This window comes from Paenibacillus sp. PDC88 (genome assembly GCF_900106725.1).
Taxonomy (GTDB): Bacteria; Bacillota; Bacilli; order Paenibacillales; family Paenibacillaceae; genus Paenibacillus; species Paenibacillus shunpengii.
On the sequence record NZ_FNNT01000003.1, the window covers coordinates 406,464 to 422,781 of the forward strand.

Below are 16,318 nucleotides of genomic sequence, written 5' to 3' on the forward strand. Positions count from 1 at the left end.
AGGAGGAGGTATACCGTATGGAGACCGTGTACTGGGCTGAGCTCAGACATTCTTTATTTCAACATCAGACGATGTATATAGCCGCAACAGAGAAGGGACTGTGCAAAGTGACCTGGCCCACAGATTCGATGGAGGTGCTGATGAGCTGGATTCACCGCCGTTTTCCAAGAGCAGATATGATAGAGAGTCCCGAGAAGCTCGCACCCTATGTCTCTCAGCTGAACGAATATATGAATGGAGCAAGACAGAGCTTCCGTCTGCCGCTGGATCTGAGAGGCACAGAATTTCAGAAGAAGGTATGGCATGCGTTACAGCAAATTCCCTATGGCGAAGCGCGCAGCTATTCCGATATTGCTCACGGGATTGATCGCCCTCAAGCAGTCCGTGCCGTTGGTACGGCAAATGGGGCGAATCCTGTGCCCATTATCATTCCCTGCCACCGTGTCATTGGTAAGAACAACACACTGACGGGGTTTGCAGGCGGATTGAAAGTAAAGGAAGCACTTCTTAACTTGGAGGGATATCATGGATATACCGCAGCCGGACATGCCCGGTTCCAGTTCTAGAGTGGAGTACCATCCTGGAAATAACACCTTTAAGCTGTCTCTGCCGAAGCTGTTTAACTATGAAGAGATTCTGTATTATTTGAACCGTTCCAAGCTGGAATGTCTGCATCAAGTGGATCAGGGGAGGATATATAAGCTGATTAAAGTGAAGGAAACCGTACTTCTACTTCAATTGGAGTACGATCAAGAGACTCATGCGCTGGTTGTTCATTCCTTGCTGGAAGCACCGCTCCGTGCTGAAGAATGCCAGGCAGCAGCAGCCTATATAACCGAATGGCTGGATCTGGACAGAGATCTCACTCCTGTGGAGACACTTGTCGCGTCTGACCCTATTCTTTCGAAATTCTCTGAATCATTACGAGGGCTCCGTATCGTTGGTGTTCCTGATCTGTTCGAGGCTTTATGCTGGGCAGTGCTCGGACAGCAGATCAATCTGACGTTTGCTTATACGTTAAAACGCCGCCTCACCGAGACTTATGGGGAGCAGCATCCATTTGGAGAGCGGACGTACTATCTCTTCCCGACGCCTCAGTCTGTGCTGACGGCATCCGTACAGGAACTGAAGGAGCTGCAAATTACGACCAAAAAATGCGAGTATATATTGGATCTGGCCAGAAGGATCGACAGCGGTGAGCTCCAGAAGGGGGACCTTCTTGCTTCGGGCTTCCAGGAAGCCGAGCAGACGCTCATCTCCATTCGCGGGATCGGCCGCTGGACGGCGCATTATGTGCTGATGCGCTGCCTGCGTGATCCCGCTGCCTTTCCTATCGGTGATGCCGGACTTCATGCTGCGCTAAAGCGGCAGCTTGGTCTCAGCATGAAGCCGGCTCCTGATCAGATCCGGGAGCTGTTTAAGCCTTGGGCAGGCTATGAGGCCTACGCCGTCTTCTATCTATGGAGAACCCTTACGTTGTAGGTCACACTCCTGGACGATTTTGATCCTACTTTTAATCCTCTTGCAAAGGCTCATCCTGTTCTGCATAAAGCTTCAGCATCGTGAGCTTGTTATCCCAGAACCGCTCATAGTAAGACAACCAGCGCTTCAGTTCGGTCAGAGGCTCGGTATCCAGTCGATACCTGGTCTCGCGTCCAACCTTACGGTCCTGTACAAGTCCAGCATCAGCCAGCACACGCAGGTGCTTGGATACGGCGGTTCGGCTGATGGGAAACCGCTCACTGATGGCACCAACCGGCATTTCCCCATGGCTCAGTAAATGAAGCAAATCCCGGCGGGTAGGATCTGCAATCGCTTGAAAGACATCATGCTTGGGTGCAGCTGACATGAATGCTACGCTCCAAACTGCGCTGCCAGCTTGCTAAGAATTCCAGTCCAGCCGCCCGACATCCGGTCTCGCACTACGCTGTGATCTTCGCCGAAGGAGGTCTTCTCTTCTACACTCCAGCCGCCATGGGTAAGTGTGAACTCCGTCTGCCCATCCTTCTCTGCCAGCTCGAAGGTAATGAGCCAATCCTTGTCCCATTTGAAGCTGAGCCGATGCGGCGGTTCGAGCTCAGTCACTTTGCACTGTGAATTTCCAAACGGTCCTGCATGCAGTTGAAATTCATGCCCAAGCACGGGTTCAAAGTCATTTGGCATAAACCAGGCAGCGATACCTTCGGCCGTAGCCACCTTACTCCATACTTTCTCGATGGGCGCATCGATAACGATTGTCTTCTGAATATCCGGCAATGTTTGCGTCATTTATTCTCTACTCCTTCGCTATTTCCCAGTTAAATTGTCTAAGATTATAAGTGTGTTCAATTTCTTTCATGATTATATGACACCTTTTGGTTTCATGTAAAGGGAAACCCTTAGGTTTCATTTTACAATTTATGAATCTTCGTTTGTTCATGATAAAATGGAAATATTGAACACGGGATTATCGTCCCGCCATAATAAGGAGATGAGGAGTACATGAAGCAAGATCTGATTCGGCGTATTACCGGTTATGTACGTATGGATACTCAGTCGGATGAGAACAGCGAGACCTGTCCGTCTACACCGGGCCAGCTGGAACTAGGCCGCAAGCTTGTAGAAGAACTTCAGGAGATCGGGATGCAGGAAGTCACAATGGATGATAACGGTTATGTGATGGCAACACTGCCTGCGAATACAGACAAAGAAGTTCCGGTGATCGGCTTTCTAGCGCATCTGGACACAGCTACTGATTTTACAGGCAAGAACGTAAATCCTCAGCTCATCGACGCCTACGACGGTAATGATATTGTGCTGAACAAAGAGCAGAATATTATCCTGTCACCCAAGGATTTTCCAGAGCTTGTGAACTATAAAGGACACACCTTGATTACAACGGACGGGACAACCCTGCTCGGTGCAGATAACAAAGCCGGCATTGCCGAAATTATGACCGCCATGGACTACCTGCTGAATCATCCTGAGATCAAGCACGGCAAGATTCGAGTCGCCTTCACACCAGACGAAGAGATTGGGCGCGGACCACACCGGTTTAATGTTGAAGCCTTTGGTGCGAAATATGCCTATACGGTTGACGGCGGACCCCTTGGAGAGCTGGAATATGAGAGCTTTAATGCGGCGGCGGCCAAGATCGTCTTCAAGGGCAAGAACGTTCACCCCGGCACTGCCAAGAATAAAATGGTCAACTCCGCCAAAATCGCTATGGAGTTCAACCGTCTGCTTCCAGTAGAGGAGGCGCCGGAGCATACGGATGGCTATGATGGTTTTTATCATCTGAACTCCATACAAGGAGACGTAGAAGAGACCACGCTCAGCTATATCATCCGTGACTTTGACCGTGCACGCTTTGAAGCAAGGAAAGCAAACATGGAGCGGATCGCTAAGGATCTTCAGGCTAAATATGGTGAAGAACGTGTCCAGCTTACGCTCCGCGACCAATATTACAACATGCGGGAGAAGATTGAACCCGTCAAATTTATCGTTGATATTGCGGGCGAAGCGATGAAGAGTCTCGATATTGAGCCTCACATTGTCCCGATCCGCGGAGGCACAGACGGTTCCCAGCTGTCCTACATGGGACTGCCGACACCGAATATTTTCACCGGCGGAGAGAACTACCATGGGCGCTACGAATATGTATCTGTAGATCATATGGTCTTAGCCACACAGGTGATCATTGGAATCATAGAGCGGTTTGAGCAGCGGGAAGCGTAAGGCATATAAAAAAGAGCGGCACATCTGACCTGCGGGGACAGATGTGCCGCTTGCTTGTGCTTATACTATACGGCAGAGTAATCTCTATCTTATCCAGATGTGGAGACTAGTTGTTTGCGTAGACGCGTTCCTTCTCCACATCCACTTCTTCTTCTGGTGCAAAGATCATATTCTTCTCAACGAACAAACGCTGTGCCGGCACAGCCAGCTTGATCCCCTCTTTTTCCAATATGTTCAGAATCTCAAAGTTGATCGACTCCAGCACTCGCATATGCTCGACCCAAACCGTCGTATACGTAAAGAAATAGAAGAAGATCGTAATCTGTTCATTGGTCATTCCTTTAACACGAACCATCAGCAGCTCTTTGTCCACTTCCGGATGACTCTCAATATATTCACGAAGCCGCTCAACGGCTGTGACCAGCTTCTTCCGATCCGAATCAATCGCAACGCCGAGATCGAAGGTGATACGTCTCTTGCCCATCCGACTCCAGTTGGTAATGGCCGACTTCGCAAGAATATTGTTCGGAATAATAACGATAGAATCCGCAAAAGTACGGATCTTCGAGCTTCTAAATGAAATATCCTCTACCATACCTTCTACGGTATCGGTCTTAATCCAATCACCCTTCGAGAAAGGCTTCTCTGTCACGATAATAACGCCTGCGATCAGGTTACTGAGCGTATCCTGAGCGGCCAGCGCAACGGCAAGGCTTCCGAGCCCTAGTCCTGCGACTAAACCATTAATGCTGTAACCCCACTCTGCTGCGATAATTGTCAGTGTCAATGCAATAACTAAGAATCGGAGCACCTTGGATAAAAAGGGAATGATCATATCCGACTCTTCAACGCCCCATTTGGTGGTAAAACCGGCAAAGAATCGGGATGACCTTCCTGATAAGTTATACAATCCCCATCCGATACAGGCGATAAAGGCGGTTCGAATGAGATGGGAGAATAGAACCCATTCTCCGCCCCCATCGAAATAAAACCGAACTGCACCCGAAACGCCGAGCAGAATCATTAAAGCGCGGATCGGATTACGAACAGTCAGGTAGAGATTATCCCACTTCATACCGAAGAATCGTTTCATTAAACGAAAAAGACGGGTTGAGGTCCATTTGTTAAAAACCGTAAAGACCAGCAGAAGAAGCACCGCAACGGCTAGTCGAAACCAATTAATTTCACCAAAAAATTCGACAACACTATTCAAATTCAATAATAGACACACCTTTACTACGATTTAAAACGAATCACCTTTAATACTGTGGACCATTGTAACATGAAGAGGTATTGCAAATCCAAAACCGACTTTATTCCACTGGGGTGAAAGGTAAACAAAAAAAGACAAGCAAATCAGAAAGTGAACAGCCGTCACTTGATTGCTTGTCTTTAATATTGATCTTTTTAGTCACTTTTACTCTGCTTCTATTCCCCTTAAATAACGCGATCCCAGAATCGATGTGCTGCTATGGCATTCAAGAATTTCTCAGCGAAGCTTCCCAGCTCTTCTCCACTCGCAGCCGTTATAATTCCCGGTGCTGAGGCAGCTGCAGAATCAGACGCCATACCCAGGCCTTTTATAAGGAAGGATACTCCTTCATTAACTGCACCAATCGGCTTATAGTGTCTGTAAGCTTCCTTAATAAACTCCGCCGCGTTAGGGTCGGCTGCAAGCGCCTGCACACTATGTTCACCGCCGGCCACGTAGATCGCATCAAACAGTAATGAATCGCTCGTGAGGAAAGTATGCATCGCCTCCATACTTACCCCTCCTTGTCCTGCAACAGGTCCCAGATGATCACTGACCACTTCGGCCATGGCACCTGCTTCAGTCAAGGCGTTCATCAAGGTGATGGCATGCTGATCAAAACCATCTCCCGCCAGTATGGCCACTTTACGCGTCTTTGCGGAATGAATTGTGTTCGCCATGCTAAGTGCAGGAGAAGACTCAATCACCGGTGACTTCGCTGGATGCTCGGCAGACTCGGGCAGCTGGACACCGATCTTAGGAGCCACCGCAGCAGCCAGCTCAGGAGCAATGTTCATCAGCAGATGAATGACCTGCTGACGTATTTCCATCCGCTGAACCTTCCCAAGCTCAAATTGGAATGCGCTGATGAGATGTTTTTTCTCCGGCGCTGACATACTGTTCCAGAACAGCAGAGCCTGGCTGTAAAAATCTTCGAAGCTTCCGCTTCTTGCCTTGATCTTGTGCCCTTCCACTTTCTCCGCATAATGCTGATATCCGCCTTCCTGCGGCGATGCAGGCGAAGGCGTGTTACCCGCAATACTGTTCTTATGATAACTCACCGGACCTTGATTGATCGTCATCCGGTGCATGCCATCACGCTGGTTGTTATGCACCGGCGCGACTGGACGGTTGATCGGAATCTCCGCAAAGTTCGGCCCGCCAAGTCTGGAGATTTGAGTATCCGTATAAGAGAATAGACGCCCTTGGAGGAGCGGATCATTACTGAAATCAATTCCGGGCACAACATGGCCTGGATGGAAAGCAATTTGCTCCGTCTCCGCGAAGAAATTGTCTGTGTTGCGATTCAGCGTCATTTTGCCGACTCGGCGCACAGGAACGATCTCCTCCGGCCAAATTTTTGTCGGATCCAAAATATCAAAGTCAAATGAAAACTCGTCCTCTTCCTTAATAATCTGAAGCCCCAGCTCGTATTCCGGATAATTGCCGGTCTCAATCGCATCCCACAAATCTCTGCGATGAAAATCCGGGTCTTTACCCGCTACCTTCTGGTTCTCATCCCATACTAAAGAATGGACGCCAAGGACGGGCTTCCAATGGAATTTGACGAAATGGCCGACGCCTTCCTCATTGACCAGACGGAAAGTATGTACACCGAACCCTTCCATCATGCGATAGCTCCGCGGCAGTGCCCGGTCCGACATCGCCCACATCATCATATGCGCTGATTCATGATTATTCGCAATGAAGTCCCAGAAGGTATCATGTGCAGAAGAAGCCTGCGGCACTTCATTATGCGGCTCAGGCTTAACGGCATGCACAAAGTCAGGGAATTTCATCGCATCCTGAATAAAGAACACCGGTATGTTATTTCCTACGAGATCATAGTTTCCTTCCTCAGTATAAAATTTCGTGGAGAAGCCCCTTACGTCGCGCACTGTATCCGCCGAACCGCGCGAGCCTGCGACCGTAGAGAAGCGGACAAAGACAGGTGTCTTCACAGAAGGATCCTGCAGGAATTTAGCTCGGGTAAGAGAGGTTAACGGCTCGTACACCTGAAAATAACCATGCGCGCCAAATCCGCGGGCATGTACAATTCGCTCCGGAATACGCTCATGGTCAAAATGCGTCATCTTCTCCCGAAAATGAAAGTCCTCCATTAAGGTCGGACCGCGGACTCCCGCTTTCAAGGAGTGTTCATCTTCAGATACCTTCAGTCCCTGATTGGTGGTCAGCTTCTTACCGTCATTATTTACGCGAAAAGAATCCAGCTGCTCCTGCTTGGCATTTTCATTCATGCGCTTTTCTTCGTTACTCATCCTGGCCTTCCTCCTCTTGATCATCTAAAGTCCAAATAAGTCCAAGCTTTTAAATAAGTACCCTGCATGGATAACGGTTAAACGGCTTCATCACCAACAAAAAAACCATGAGGATAAAGATCACCTTTACCTCATGGTTTCTTCATTTAATTTTCACTCTTCGTGACTTTAAAGCAAACCGAGTGCACCTCGCGCCATTGCCATAACTCCTTCATCACCTGACAGTAGAGCAAATTGTCCCACAAGAACCGGGTAGGCCGCATATCGCTCCACAATATGCTCCTCCATTCTCGGCCATACCTTCCCTCCAGCTGCTTCATAATGAGTCAGCAACCGCTGAAGCTCATCCTCCCCAAAAATGGCGTAGTAGATCGTAAAGTCGGCAGCCGGATCAGCCACCTCGGATTCCGTCCAATCAATCAGCCCGGTCACTCGCTGCTCACGATCCAGCAAAATATGAGGCGGATGAAGATCTCCGTGGATCAATCCGCATACATCAGGCCAGTATGTCTCATCGGACAGCCAGGCCCGCCACCTATCCCACAGCTCCGCCTTTACCCCGATCTTCTCCCTGACTTCCTGTGCTTGGGACGCATAATGGCTTCTTACCTCCTGCGGTGTCTTCACCCGCAGTCCTGCTCCAGCTGCCTGGGTCCCGTTAATCGCATGCAGGGCTGCAAGCGCCGCTGCCAAAGATCGCACAAATTCGTCCTTCAGCTCCTCATGGTTCGTATTCCAGGCATAGCCCGATGTCGATACATCCGCCATAGGAATACCATCCAGTCTAGGATAGGCGATGAGCTCATCCGAGAATACTTTCCAATCCGGAACATTCACGGGCAGTCTGCCATGGATATAATCAAGCACCTTCTTCTCATTCGCAGCACGCTCGAGTACATCTGACCTTCTTGGCTTACGAATGACCCAGTCCACATCCGACGCATCCTTCGCCATCGCGACTTGGAAATCCATCCCCGACTCGGTTACCTTCGCTTCATTCGACGCAAAATGTAATCCATATTTACGGGCAAGATCCAGCAGCTCCTTAGCCGCACTCGTATTCTCCTGCTCTTCATATCCATTTGTCATTACTGTTTCCTCCTAATTGATCAAAATAAAAAAAACACAGGCAATCGTCTGCCTGTGTTCGATTTACGGGATCGCAAAAAAGCATAATGAGCGCCTAGAGCGTGAGCTGGAACACAGCTTGCCAGCGTCCGCGTGCTCAGCTCTTCTCATTCATTGCTTTATGACAAATAGAATGCCAACTCAGGTATGCCAGGCACCCGAGCTGCTCATAGCTCAGGCAAGCATATTCTTGAGAAGTGATCTACATGTGGACATACTTATCCCGCTTCATCTATACACAAGACAGATGACAAGAGTTTCTCTTCAGCTGCTAAATTCATATGGAATAACTTAGCACTAAGCATTTCTCAAGCGGATATAAGCAATCAGCACACGTAACCCTCCGTTCCCATTTGAGTTAGTATCAGCTTAGCATACCCTAGACCGGCTTAACAATGAGAAGATACGTCTTTAATAGGTAATAAACGATTTAAATCATCAGGAGCGGCTGCAGATCCATTTTCTTGCCCACTCTTGCACTCTCTATTGCACCAAACACCATGGCCATACTATAGATGTTATCCCTGCAGTCGGTTTCAGCCAGCCTTCCCTCGTCCAGCGCCTGAAACATCTCGTCGAGACAGCCGTAATGTCCCTCGCGTCCTGTCCAGCTCTCTCCAAGCTCCACCTGCTCTACCTCATGAAAAAATCCTGTGCCTCCCTGATCTTTGATAAATTCCGCAATCGGCATCCGGTGCCCGTCCCAGCGTGCAGTTCCAGTGCTTCCGATGATACGCCAATCCGCTTCCCAGGATGTATTCAAGCCGACAGCTGACCAAGAGCCGCGGTAGCTGAATACGGAGCCGTCGCTCATTTCAAATATACAGATGGCAGATGCATTACCCTGATACCATGAGCCTTCTGGATTGTATTCATGACAGTAGACAGATACTGGGTTTGCCCCTGAAATGTACCGTGCTTGATCGAAGGTATGAATCGCCATATCAACAATGAGTGGACTACTCATGACATCGCGAAAGCCGCCAAACCTCGGTCCCAGAAAAAAATCGGCATGCACGGCGCCTATTTTGCCTATCCTGCCACGGTGCAAGAAATCACGGAGTGCCCTGATTTGTTTTAAATATCGGCGGTTTTGCATGACTACATACCGTTTTCCCGTCTCGCTGCTGACTCCTACAATCTCCTTCGCATCTTCAAAGCTCTCTGCCATTGGCTTCTCGCCAAACACATTGCAGCCGGCCTTCATCGCACAGGTGACGATGTCCTTATGACTGGCGGGTATGGTGCAGTCGAACACTAGATTGGCATCCGTCGCTTGAAGAGCGGCGGACAGCTCCGTAAATGTAGGCACCTGCAAATTCCGGCGCTCCGCCATTTTCTTTGCACTCTCTTCATATAGGTCAACCAGCCCAACAATCTCCGCATCCTCTTTGGCTGCAGCATAATCAAGCCAGGTATTGGACATCCCGCCGCACCCCGCAACGATGATTTTGTGCTTAGACATAAGACTCCCCTCCCTCTATACCGGATTCGGCACAAAGTCACCGCCGCGGCATTGCTTCAAGTAACGGAGTGCATGAACCTGACCTGTCATCTCCAGCTCTCCCCGGTATACCGGATCATGCCATCCTTCAATATCTATACTGCCTGTATAGCCCGCCTGTCTTAAGATCGTAATGACATCGGTCCAGTTGGTATCCCCGAATCCAGGCGTGCGATGCCATACATAAGGCTCCGGACCATGAATCCCATGCTCCTTGATGACATCCCAGGCAATGGTGGCATCCTTGCCGTGTACATTAAACACTTTGCTCACCCATTTTCTAAGCTGTGGAATCGGGTCAATCAGGCCGACCATCTGGTGGCAGGGCTCCCATTGCAGTCCGATGTTCTCCATCGGCAGGGCATTAAACATAAGCTCCCATGCTGCGGGATGATGAGCAATATTCCAGTCTCCACGCTTCCAATCTCCATCCATGCTGCAGTTCTCAAAAGCTAGACGCACCCCTTTACTCTCAGCAAAACGAGCCAGTTCACCGAACACCTCTACATACCGCGGAATAGATTCATCAATGGAGCCGGGCATACGACCCGTAAACCCCGTAACAAGATCTGTTCCAAAATCTGAAGCATGCTCAATCAGACGCTTCCAGCTTCCCAGCGTATCCGCATTCTTCCCCTCCCCAGTCAGCGGATTGCCAAATATGGATAAGCTCGTAACTGGGATATGATGCGGGTCCAGTAGTTCCCGCACCCCTTTGGCAAGCTCCTTCAAATCAATCCCGGCAGTTGTCTGCCAGAAAGTGAGCGAAAAGGACTCGAACCCATGAGGGATAATCTGAGGCAGTACACGTACGGCATCGCCTCCATTAACCAATGTTCCAATTCGAATAGGATGCATTTGGTGGTAACCTCCATTTAAAGTAGGATCTTTAACTGAGTACTATGGTACTTAAAGGAGCCTTGCCTCTGCTATATCCGAATTAGCGATATATTCGCACAATCTTACGCAGTTTGTATCGATGATAGCGTTGACATTCCGCTTTTTGCTCCAATATATTGATAGAAATGGTTGAGTACACATGACTCTGACAAGGGGGTTATTCAATGACGATGCATCCACACAAGGAAAATACATGGATTCCCGATCGAACTTTTCCGATTAACGTATTTTTCGTAAACGGCATCTATTTGCACTGGCATGATCATATGGAATGGGTGTATGTAAAGACAGGAAAAGTGAAGCTCCAGATCGATGGTGATTTTGATGTTCTGGAGCAAGGGGATCTTGCTTTTGTTAACTCGAAGCAGCTCCATCGAGCTGAACAGCTGGCACCGGATACACAGCTTGTATGCATCGTCTTCAATGAAGCTCTCGTCAGAGGCAATGGACTCGATATCACCGAGCATCACTACTTTCTCCCCTACCTCCATCTCAAGCAGCAGTGGCCCAGAATTGTAAGAAGCCGGGAAGCCTGCATGCAGACGATCAGCTTGTCCTTCTTGAGACTGGTAGAGGAGTTCGAGAAGAAGCAGCCGGGATATGAGCTTATGGTTAAGAGTGAGCTGCTCCATATCTTTGGACAGTATTTCCGCCATGCACAGCAGGTAGCCGAGGTTCGAACCTACCGTCAGCCTGACACGCACAATCTCTCCCGTCTCCTCGAAATGCTGCGGAGCGTTATCAGGAGGATATTTCTGTTATGGAAGCGGCCCGGCTTGTGAGCTTAAGCCCCAATTATTTTTGCAGTGTGTTCAAAAAAGTGACGGGAAAGACACTGAAGGAGTACATCCATACGCTTCGTACCCAGGAAGCAGAGCAATTGCTGCTTACAACAAGCTATAGTATTAGTGAGATCGCCGAGGCTGTCGGCTTCTCGAATTTAACTTACTTTGGGAGGGTCTTCAAAAAAATAAAGAACATCCCTCCATCGGATGTCCGCAAAATGAGATCCATACCTCAATGACATGGATAGCCCGTACTACCATTCCTCCTCCATTCGAAAAGTGACGACCAAGTCATCGCTGCCCGTCAATGAGCTGACAACTAAGGTAAGGATTGTGCCCGAATTCAGTGCATACGTGAGATCCTGTGCTGCAAAATAAACCGTCGTATTCGCATACGCGCCCGACAAGCCTGCCGAGGTTCCCTGGGTCAGCACTCTTCCGCCGGTGATGGTCGTGGCGGTTGTGTTCACTTGAAGCACAGTATCGCTCGTCGGTATGCTCGTTGTTGATGTAGGGAAATTGACAAAAGTCCCGTCAATCGTCCCCCCCTCGACCAGCATGTAGCGGACTGGCTGCTTGGACAGAATGTCGAAGCTCTGCGGATAGACCGCTGCGGCAACACCTGCCGGCAAGGCAAAGGAAGGAATCCGCTGAAAGCTGATGGCCGGGAAGTACACATCTGTTACCGAGAAATCAGAGTGAATCTCCGATGTGATTCGGCTTATATTAAGCTCCCGCAGAGAGAGGGGATTATAGAGGCCGTCCGGACTTATTCCGTATATGGCAACTTCCATACCCTGCAGTGAGCATCTAACATCAAATTGAAAGAAATCGTAGGTCACTAGGTACGTTCTGTTTACAATCTCGCCTGGGTTGATGAGGAAGAGATCTTCTGCAAATAGTCCCTGAATTCCCGTACTGTTCACTGCCCCCGTCAAGTAGCAGGTTCCCGCTGAATCGGCATTGTTAATGATCTTGATGAGTGCTTGGCTATAAGGCCGGACACCTTGTACTACTTGATTTAATACGTTCATTGTTGATACCACAGGCATTACAAGCCCTCCTTATTGCCACGTATTCTATATACTATATGTAGGTTTCCATAAAAAGTGTGGGGTGTGCTATAGTTACATTAGTCCATGGAATTCGATTGTTTTTTCCTATAGAACTATATAGAATGAACTAAATATCTTTAATTGATAATGATACTCATTATTGATGATGACATAGGAGTATATAACGTGTACACAAAACCCTCTGAACCTCCGAAAAAACCCAAAATTCAGGCACGCCCTGTCAGAGCATTGCTGACGATTGTCATCGGCCTGGCTGCCATCATTCTATTCATTGGGGTATCTATTGCTGTCGGAGCAGCTGATATTCATTTGCAAACTGTCATTGATGCGATCTTCAGATATGATCCCGATTCTACTCAGCACAACATTATTCATGAGCTGCGCATTCCCAGATCCTTGGCAGATGTGCTTATCGGCGCTGCCTTCGCTGTATCGGGAGCCGTCATGCAAGGAATGACACGCAATCCACTCGCGGACTCCGGTATTCTTGGCATCAATGCCGGAGCTACGTTTATGATTGCTCTGTCGCTCGCTTTCTTTCCCGGCATGTCGTATGGAGGAACGATCCTCTTCTCCTTTGTTGGAGCGGCTATGGCGACCGGTCTGATCTATGGGACAAGCTATCTCGGCAAGGCCAAAATCACTCCTGTACGTCTCGTGCTGGCAGGTGCTGCGATTACCTCGCTATTAACGGCACTCAGTCAAGGAATTGCGATCCACTTTAGATTAAGTCAGGACCTTGCTTACTGGGTCGCAGGAGGGGTCGCAGGCATCAAGATGTCGCAGCTCATCGGTGTGCTTCCTTGGATTGTCGGGGCGCTCATCTGTGCGATGCTGATCTCCAGATCCATCACCCTAATTAGTCTAGGGGACGACATCGCCTCCGGGCTTGGTCAAAAAACAGGCATCGTCAAGCTGTTCGGCGGAATAATTGTGCTCATTCTGGCCGGAGCTGCCGTATCTGTTGCCGGGCCGATCGGCTTCGTCGGTCTGGTTGTGCCTCATATGGTACGTTATATCGTAGGCGTAGATTACCGCTATATCATTCCTTGCTCGGCTGTTCTTGGCGGACTGCTCATGCTCCTGGCGGATATGGGTGCACGGACCATCAATCCTCCTTATGAAACACCTATCAGTGCTCTGTTCGCCCTCGTCGGCGTTCCCTTCTTCTTATATATCGCTCGCAAAACAGGGAGGGGACTATAAATGACCCAAGAATCACTTAGACAGCAAATCCAGTCAAGTAAGCATAAGAAAAGAACGAAGCAGTGGATTGTACTCAGCAGCTTCTCGCTGCTCATCATCATATTTACGCTGATCAGCATAAATACCGGATTTTCCAAATTGACCCCGGCTGAGGTTCTAAATACACTGCTGGGGAACGGGACGGCTAGGCAGAATCTCATTCTATTTGAGTTCCGTATGCCGCGGATCATTATTTCGATGCTGGTCGGCGCCGGTCTTGCCGTATCCGGATGTATATTGCAGGGTGTATCCCGCAATGCGCTCGCGGATCCGGGCATTCTCGGCATTACTACTGGTGCGGGCTTCGTTGTTGTAATCTATATATCCTTCTATTCCAGCAACTCCGATGCCCCTGCCTTCCTGCTTCCCATCCTTGCACTCATCGGAGGACTCTCAATAGCAGCGATCATCTATGCTCTCTCTTACAGCAAAAAAGACGGCCTCAATCCTAATCGTATGGTCCTTAACGGTATTGCCATTACCGCAGCAGTAAACGGGCTCATGATTGTGCTGATGCTCCGGCTGAATCCGGAGAAGTATGATATGATCGCGAGCTGGCTTGCGGGGAGCATCTGGGGCTCGACCTGGAATCAAGTCATTGTCCTTGTGCCTTGGGTCCTCTTGCTCATCATCATTGCCTTCGCGCGCTCCAGAATGATGGATGCCCTGACGATGGATGAGCATGTGGCGATGTCTCTTGGTGTTGGACTGAACAAGGAAAGACTGTTTCTTATCCTGATCGCTGTAGGACTTGCCGCATCCTGTGTAGCCTTTACCGGGGGTATCGGCTTTGTCGGGCTGATTGCACCGCATCTCGCCCGCAGGCTTGTTGGTCCGAGCCATAACATGCTCCTGCCAGCTTCGGCACTTGGCGGGGCACTTCTCCTGCTGGTGGCCGATACACTTGGGCGCTCCATCCTCCAGCCTTCCGAGATCCATGCAGGGATCATGGTAGCCATAATTGGAGCTCCTTATTTCTTATATTTACTGTCACGTTCGAGAATGTAAGCTCGCTCTATAGGCAAGCTCCAAACATGACATTGCGATTGGATAAATCCCTGACATTTAAAGTGAAGAAGGTGTGCGGGAAGAGAGCGCGAATGTATTTTAGATATCGTTTGATAAATGGAGGAGGAGCTTAGATGTCCACTGATGCGGTATCTCACAGTACGTCCAGTACTCTCTCGGGGGAGCTGGAGGAGCAGATTATTACATGGAGAAGACATTTGCACCAGCACCCGGAGCTGTCTTTCGAAGAATTCGCCACCTCACAGTTCATATTTGATACACTCAGCCAATTTCCGGGTCTTGAACTGAGCAGACCCACGCCTACCAGCGTCATGGCCAGATTAACGGGGCCTTATCCGGGCAAAGTGCTGGCACTGCGCGCTGATATGGATGCCCTGCCGATTACGGAGGAGAATGATATCCCCTTTGCTTCGATTCATGAAGGTGTAATGCACGCATGCGGACATGACGGACATACCGCCATGCTGCTCGGGGTCGCCAAGATCCTCGCGGAGCGCAAGGATTCCCTGCATGGCGAGATCCGGTTTCTGTTTCAGCATGCGGAGGAGCTGCTGCCTGGGGGAGCCCAGGAGATGGTCAAGGCCGGCGTGATGGAAGGTGTAGACTACGTCGTTGGCAGCCATCTGGATGCAGGTCTCCCTACCGGTCAGATTGGCATCATTTATGGCCCGGCCATGGCTTCGCCGGATAGTTTCCGTCTTACGATCACTGGCAAGGGCGGGCATGCTGCCTATCCTCATATGACGGTCGATCCGATTGCCGTCGGAGCACAGGTTGTGATCAATCTACAGCATATCGCATCCCGCAACATAGACCCGATCGATCATTTAGTCGTCTCCGTCACCAAGTTTATTAGCGGTACCGCCTATAATGTCATTCCCGGCTCTGCTGAACTGGCTGGCACAGTTCGCAGCTTCACTCCCGAAGTGCGCCGTGAGGTTCCCGAGCTGATGCATCGCATACTGCGCGGAATTACTGAAGCTCATAATGCCGAGTATGAACTCGACTATGAATACGGCTACCATCCTGTCGTGAATGAGACGGAGGTCACTCAAGTCGTGCACACAGCAGCTGAAGAGCTGTTCGGTAAAGATCGTATCGCTATGATTCGACCTGCGATGGGTGGAGAAGATTTCTCGGCATATCAGCAGGAAGCCCCTGGTGTATTCTTCAGAGTAGGCTCTCGTAATGAAGAGCAGGGCATCGTCTATCCTCACCACCATGCACGCTTTAATATAGACGATGAAGCACTGGCCTATGGAGTTCAAGTCTTTGTCAGAACAGCAGAGAAGCTGCTGAAATGGACTTGATATGATCAGATAACCTCTCTGCATGGAACCATCGAATTGAAGCACCTTAAGCTCTATCCATATATTTATGAAATGAAGAATAGCCGCTTCGAT

The 16,318-nt window shown here is 49.5% G+C and carries 16 protein-coding genes; 8 read left to right on the forward strand and 8 right to left on the reverse strand.

Annotated elements, in window-relative coordinates; all coding sequences use genetic code 11:
* Window positions 1-17 precede the first annotated feature (17 nt).
* Together BLW49_RS12395 and BLW49_RS12400 are read left to right on the forward strand one after the other, a co-directional pair.
* Window positions 18-566, forward strand: coding sequence for a methylated-DNA--[protein]-cysteine S-methyltransferase (locus tag BLW49_RS12395; RefSeq protein ID WP_090724902.1), 549 nt, complete (start codon window positions 18-20; stop codon window positions 564-566).
* Window positions 526-1,482 (forward strand): DNA-3-methyladenine glycosylase family protein, encoded by a 957-nt coding sequence (locus tag BLW49_RS12400; RefSeq protein WP_090724903.1) that lies wholly within the window; start codon window positions 526-528, stop codon window positions 1,480-1,482. The genes BLW49_RS12395 and BLW49_RS12400 overlap by 41 nt, the downstream gene beginning before the upstream one ends.
* 31 nt (window positions 1,483-1,513) lie before the next feature.
* On the opposite strand, the gene BLW49_RS12405 is transcribed toward BLW49_RS12400, so the two are convergent.
* Window positions 1,514-1,849 carry an ArsR/SmtB family transcription factor gene (locus BLW49_RS12405; RefSeq protein WP_076314292.1) on the reverse strand — a complete coding sequence of 112 codons (336 nt, stop codon included), beginning with the start codon at window positions 1,847-1,849 and terminating at the stop codon, window positions 1,514-1,516.
* Between the two features lie 5 nt (window positions 1,850-1,854).
* Complete coding sequence (locus BLW49_RS12410) at window positions 1,855-2,268, reverse strand: SRPBCC family protein (protein WP_090724905.1); 414 nt, start codon at window positions 2,266-2,268, stop codon at window positions 1,855-1,857.
* A gap of 213 nt (window positions 2,269-2,481) precedes the next feature.
* Here BLW49_RS12410 and pepT point away from each other — a divergent pair, with 213 nt between their 5' ends.
* Complete coding sequence (gene pepT / locus BLW49_RS12415) at window positions 2,482-3,717, forward strand: peptidase T (RefSeq protein WP_090724906.1); 1,236 nt, start codon at window positions 2,482-2,484, stop codon at window positions 3,715-3,717.
* 106 nt (window positions 3,718-3,823) lie between these two features.
* Here pepT and BLW49_RS12420 read toward each other — a convergent pair whose 3' ends face one another.
* The 5 genes from BLW49_RS12420 to BLW49_RS12440 form a co-directional block, all read right to left on the reverse strand.
* Window positions 3,824-4,936, reverse strand: a complete 1,113-nt coding sequence (locus BLW49_RS12420; protein WP_076314289.1) for a mechanosensitive ion channel family protein — start codon at window positions 4,934-4,936, stop codon at window positions 3,824-3,826.
* 218 nt (window positions 4,937-5,154) lie between these two features.
* Entirely contained in the window at window positions 5,155-7,248 is a 2,094-nt protein-coding gene (locus BLW49_RS12425; protein WP_090724908.1) for a catalase, read from the reverse strand.
* Between the two features lie 168 nt (window positions 7,249-7,416).
* Window positions 7,417-8,337, reverse strand: a complete 921-nt coding sequence (locus BLW49_RS12430; protein WP_090724909.1) for a macrolide 2'-phosphotransferase — start codon at window positions 8,335-8,337, stop codon at window positions 7,417-7,419.
* Window positions 8,338-8,806: 469 nt separating this feature from the next.
* Window positions 8,807-9,841 carry a Gfo/Idh/MocA family protein gene (locus BLW49_RS12435; RefSeq protein ID WP_090724911.1) on the reverse strand — a complete coding sequence of 345 codons (1,035 nt, stop codon included), beginning with the start codon at window positions 9,839-9,841 and terminating at the stop codon, window positions 8,807-8,809.
* Window positions 9,842-9,856: 15 nt separating this feature from the next.
* The gene (locus BLW49_RS12440) at window positions 9,857-10,738 is read right to left on the reverse strand and encodes a sugar phosphate isomerase/epimerase family protein (protein WP_076314275.1); all 882 of its coding nucleotides are present in this window, start codon (window positions 10,736-10,738) and stop codon (window positions 9,857-9,859) included.
* Window positions 10,739-10,944: 206 nt separating this feature from the next.
* Between BLW49_RS12440 and BLW49_RS12445 the strand changes: the two genes are divergently transcribed.
* Both BLW49_RS12445 and BLW49_RS12450 read left to right on the forward strand, forming a co-directional pair.
* Window positions 10,945-11,562, forward strand: a complete 618-nt coding sequence (locus BLW49_RS12445; protein ID WP_090724912.1) for a cupin domain-containing protein — start codon at window positions 10,945-10,947, stop codon at window positions 11,560-11,562.
* Window positions 11,541-11,804 (forward strand): helix-turn-helix domain-containing protein, encoded by a 264-nt coding sequence (locus BLW49_RS12450; RefSeq protein ID WP_090724914.1) that lies wholly within the window; start codon window positions 11,541-11,543, stop codon window positions 11,802-11,804. Before BLW49_RS12445 ends, BLW49_RS12450 begins: the two co-directional genes overlap by 22 nt.
* 15 nt (window positions 11,805-11,819) lie before the next feature.
* On the opposite strand, the gene BLW49_RS12455 is transcribed toward BLW49_RS12450, so the two are convergent.
* Window positions 11,820-12,617 (reverse strand): hypothetical protein, encoded by a 798-nt coding sequence (locus tag BLW49_RS12455; RefSeq protein ID WP_090724915.1) that lies wholly within the window; start codon window positions 12,615-12,617, stop codon window positions 11,820-11,822.
* Between the two features lie 189 nt (window positions 12,618-12,806).
* On the opposite strand from BLW49_RS12455, the gene BLW49_RS12460 reads away from it, so the two are divergent.
* The 3 genes from BLW49_RS12460 (at window position 12,807) to BLW49_RS12470 (ending at window position 16,225) form a co-directional block, all read left to right on the forward strand.
* Complete coding sequence (locus BLW49_RS12460) at window positions 12,807-13,847, forward strand: FecCD family ABC transporter permease (RefSeq protein ID WP_076314272.1); 1,041 nt, start codon at window positions 12,807-12,809, stop codon at window positions 13,845-13,847.
* Window positions 13,848-14,894, forward strand: coding sequence for a FecCD family ABC transporter permease (locus BLW49_RS12465; RefSeq protein ID WP_090724917.1), 1,047 nt, complete (start codon window positions 13,848-13,850; stop codon window positions 14,892-14,894).
* A gap of 134 nt (window positions 14,895-15,028) precedes the next feature.
* Window positions 15,029-16,225: a M20 family metallopeptidase gene (locus BLW49_RS12470; RefSeq protein WP_090724919.1), complete on the forward strand. Its 1,197-nt coding sequence runs from the start codon at window positions 15,029-15,031 to the stop codon at window positions 16,223-16,225.
* Window positions 16,226-16,318: the final 93 nt, after the last annotated feature.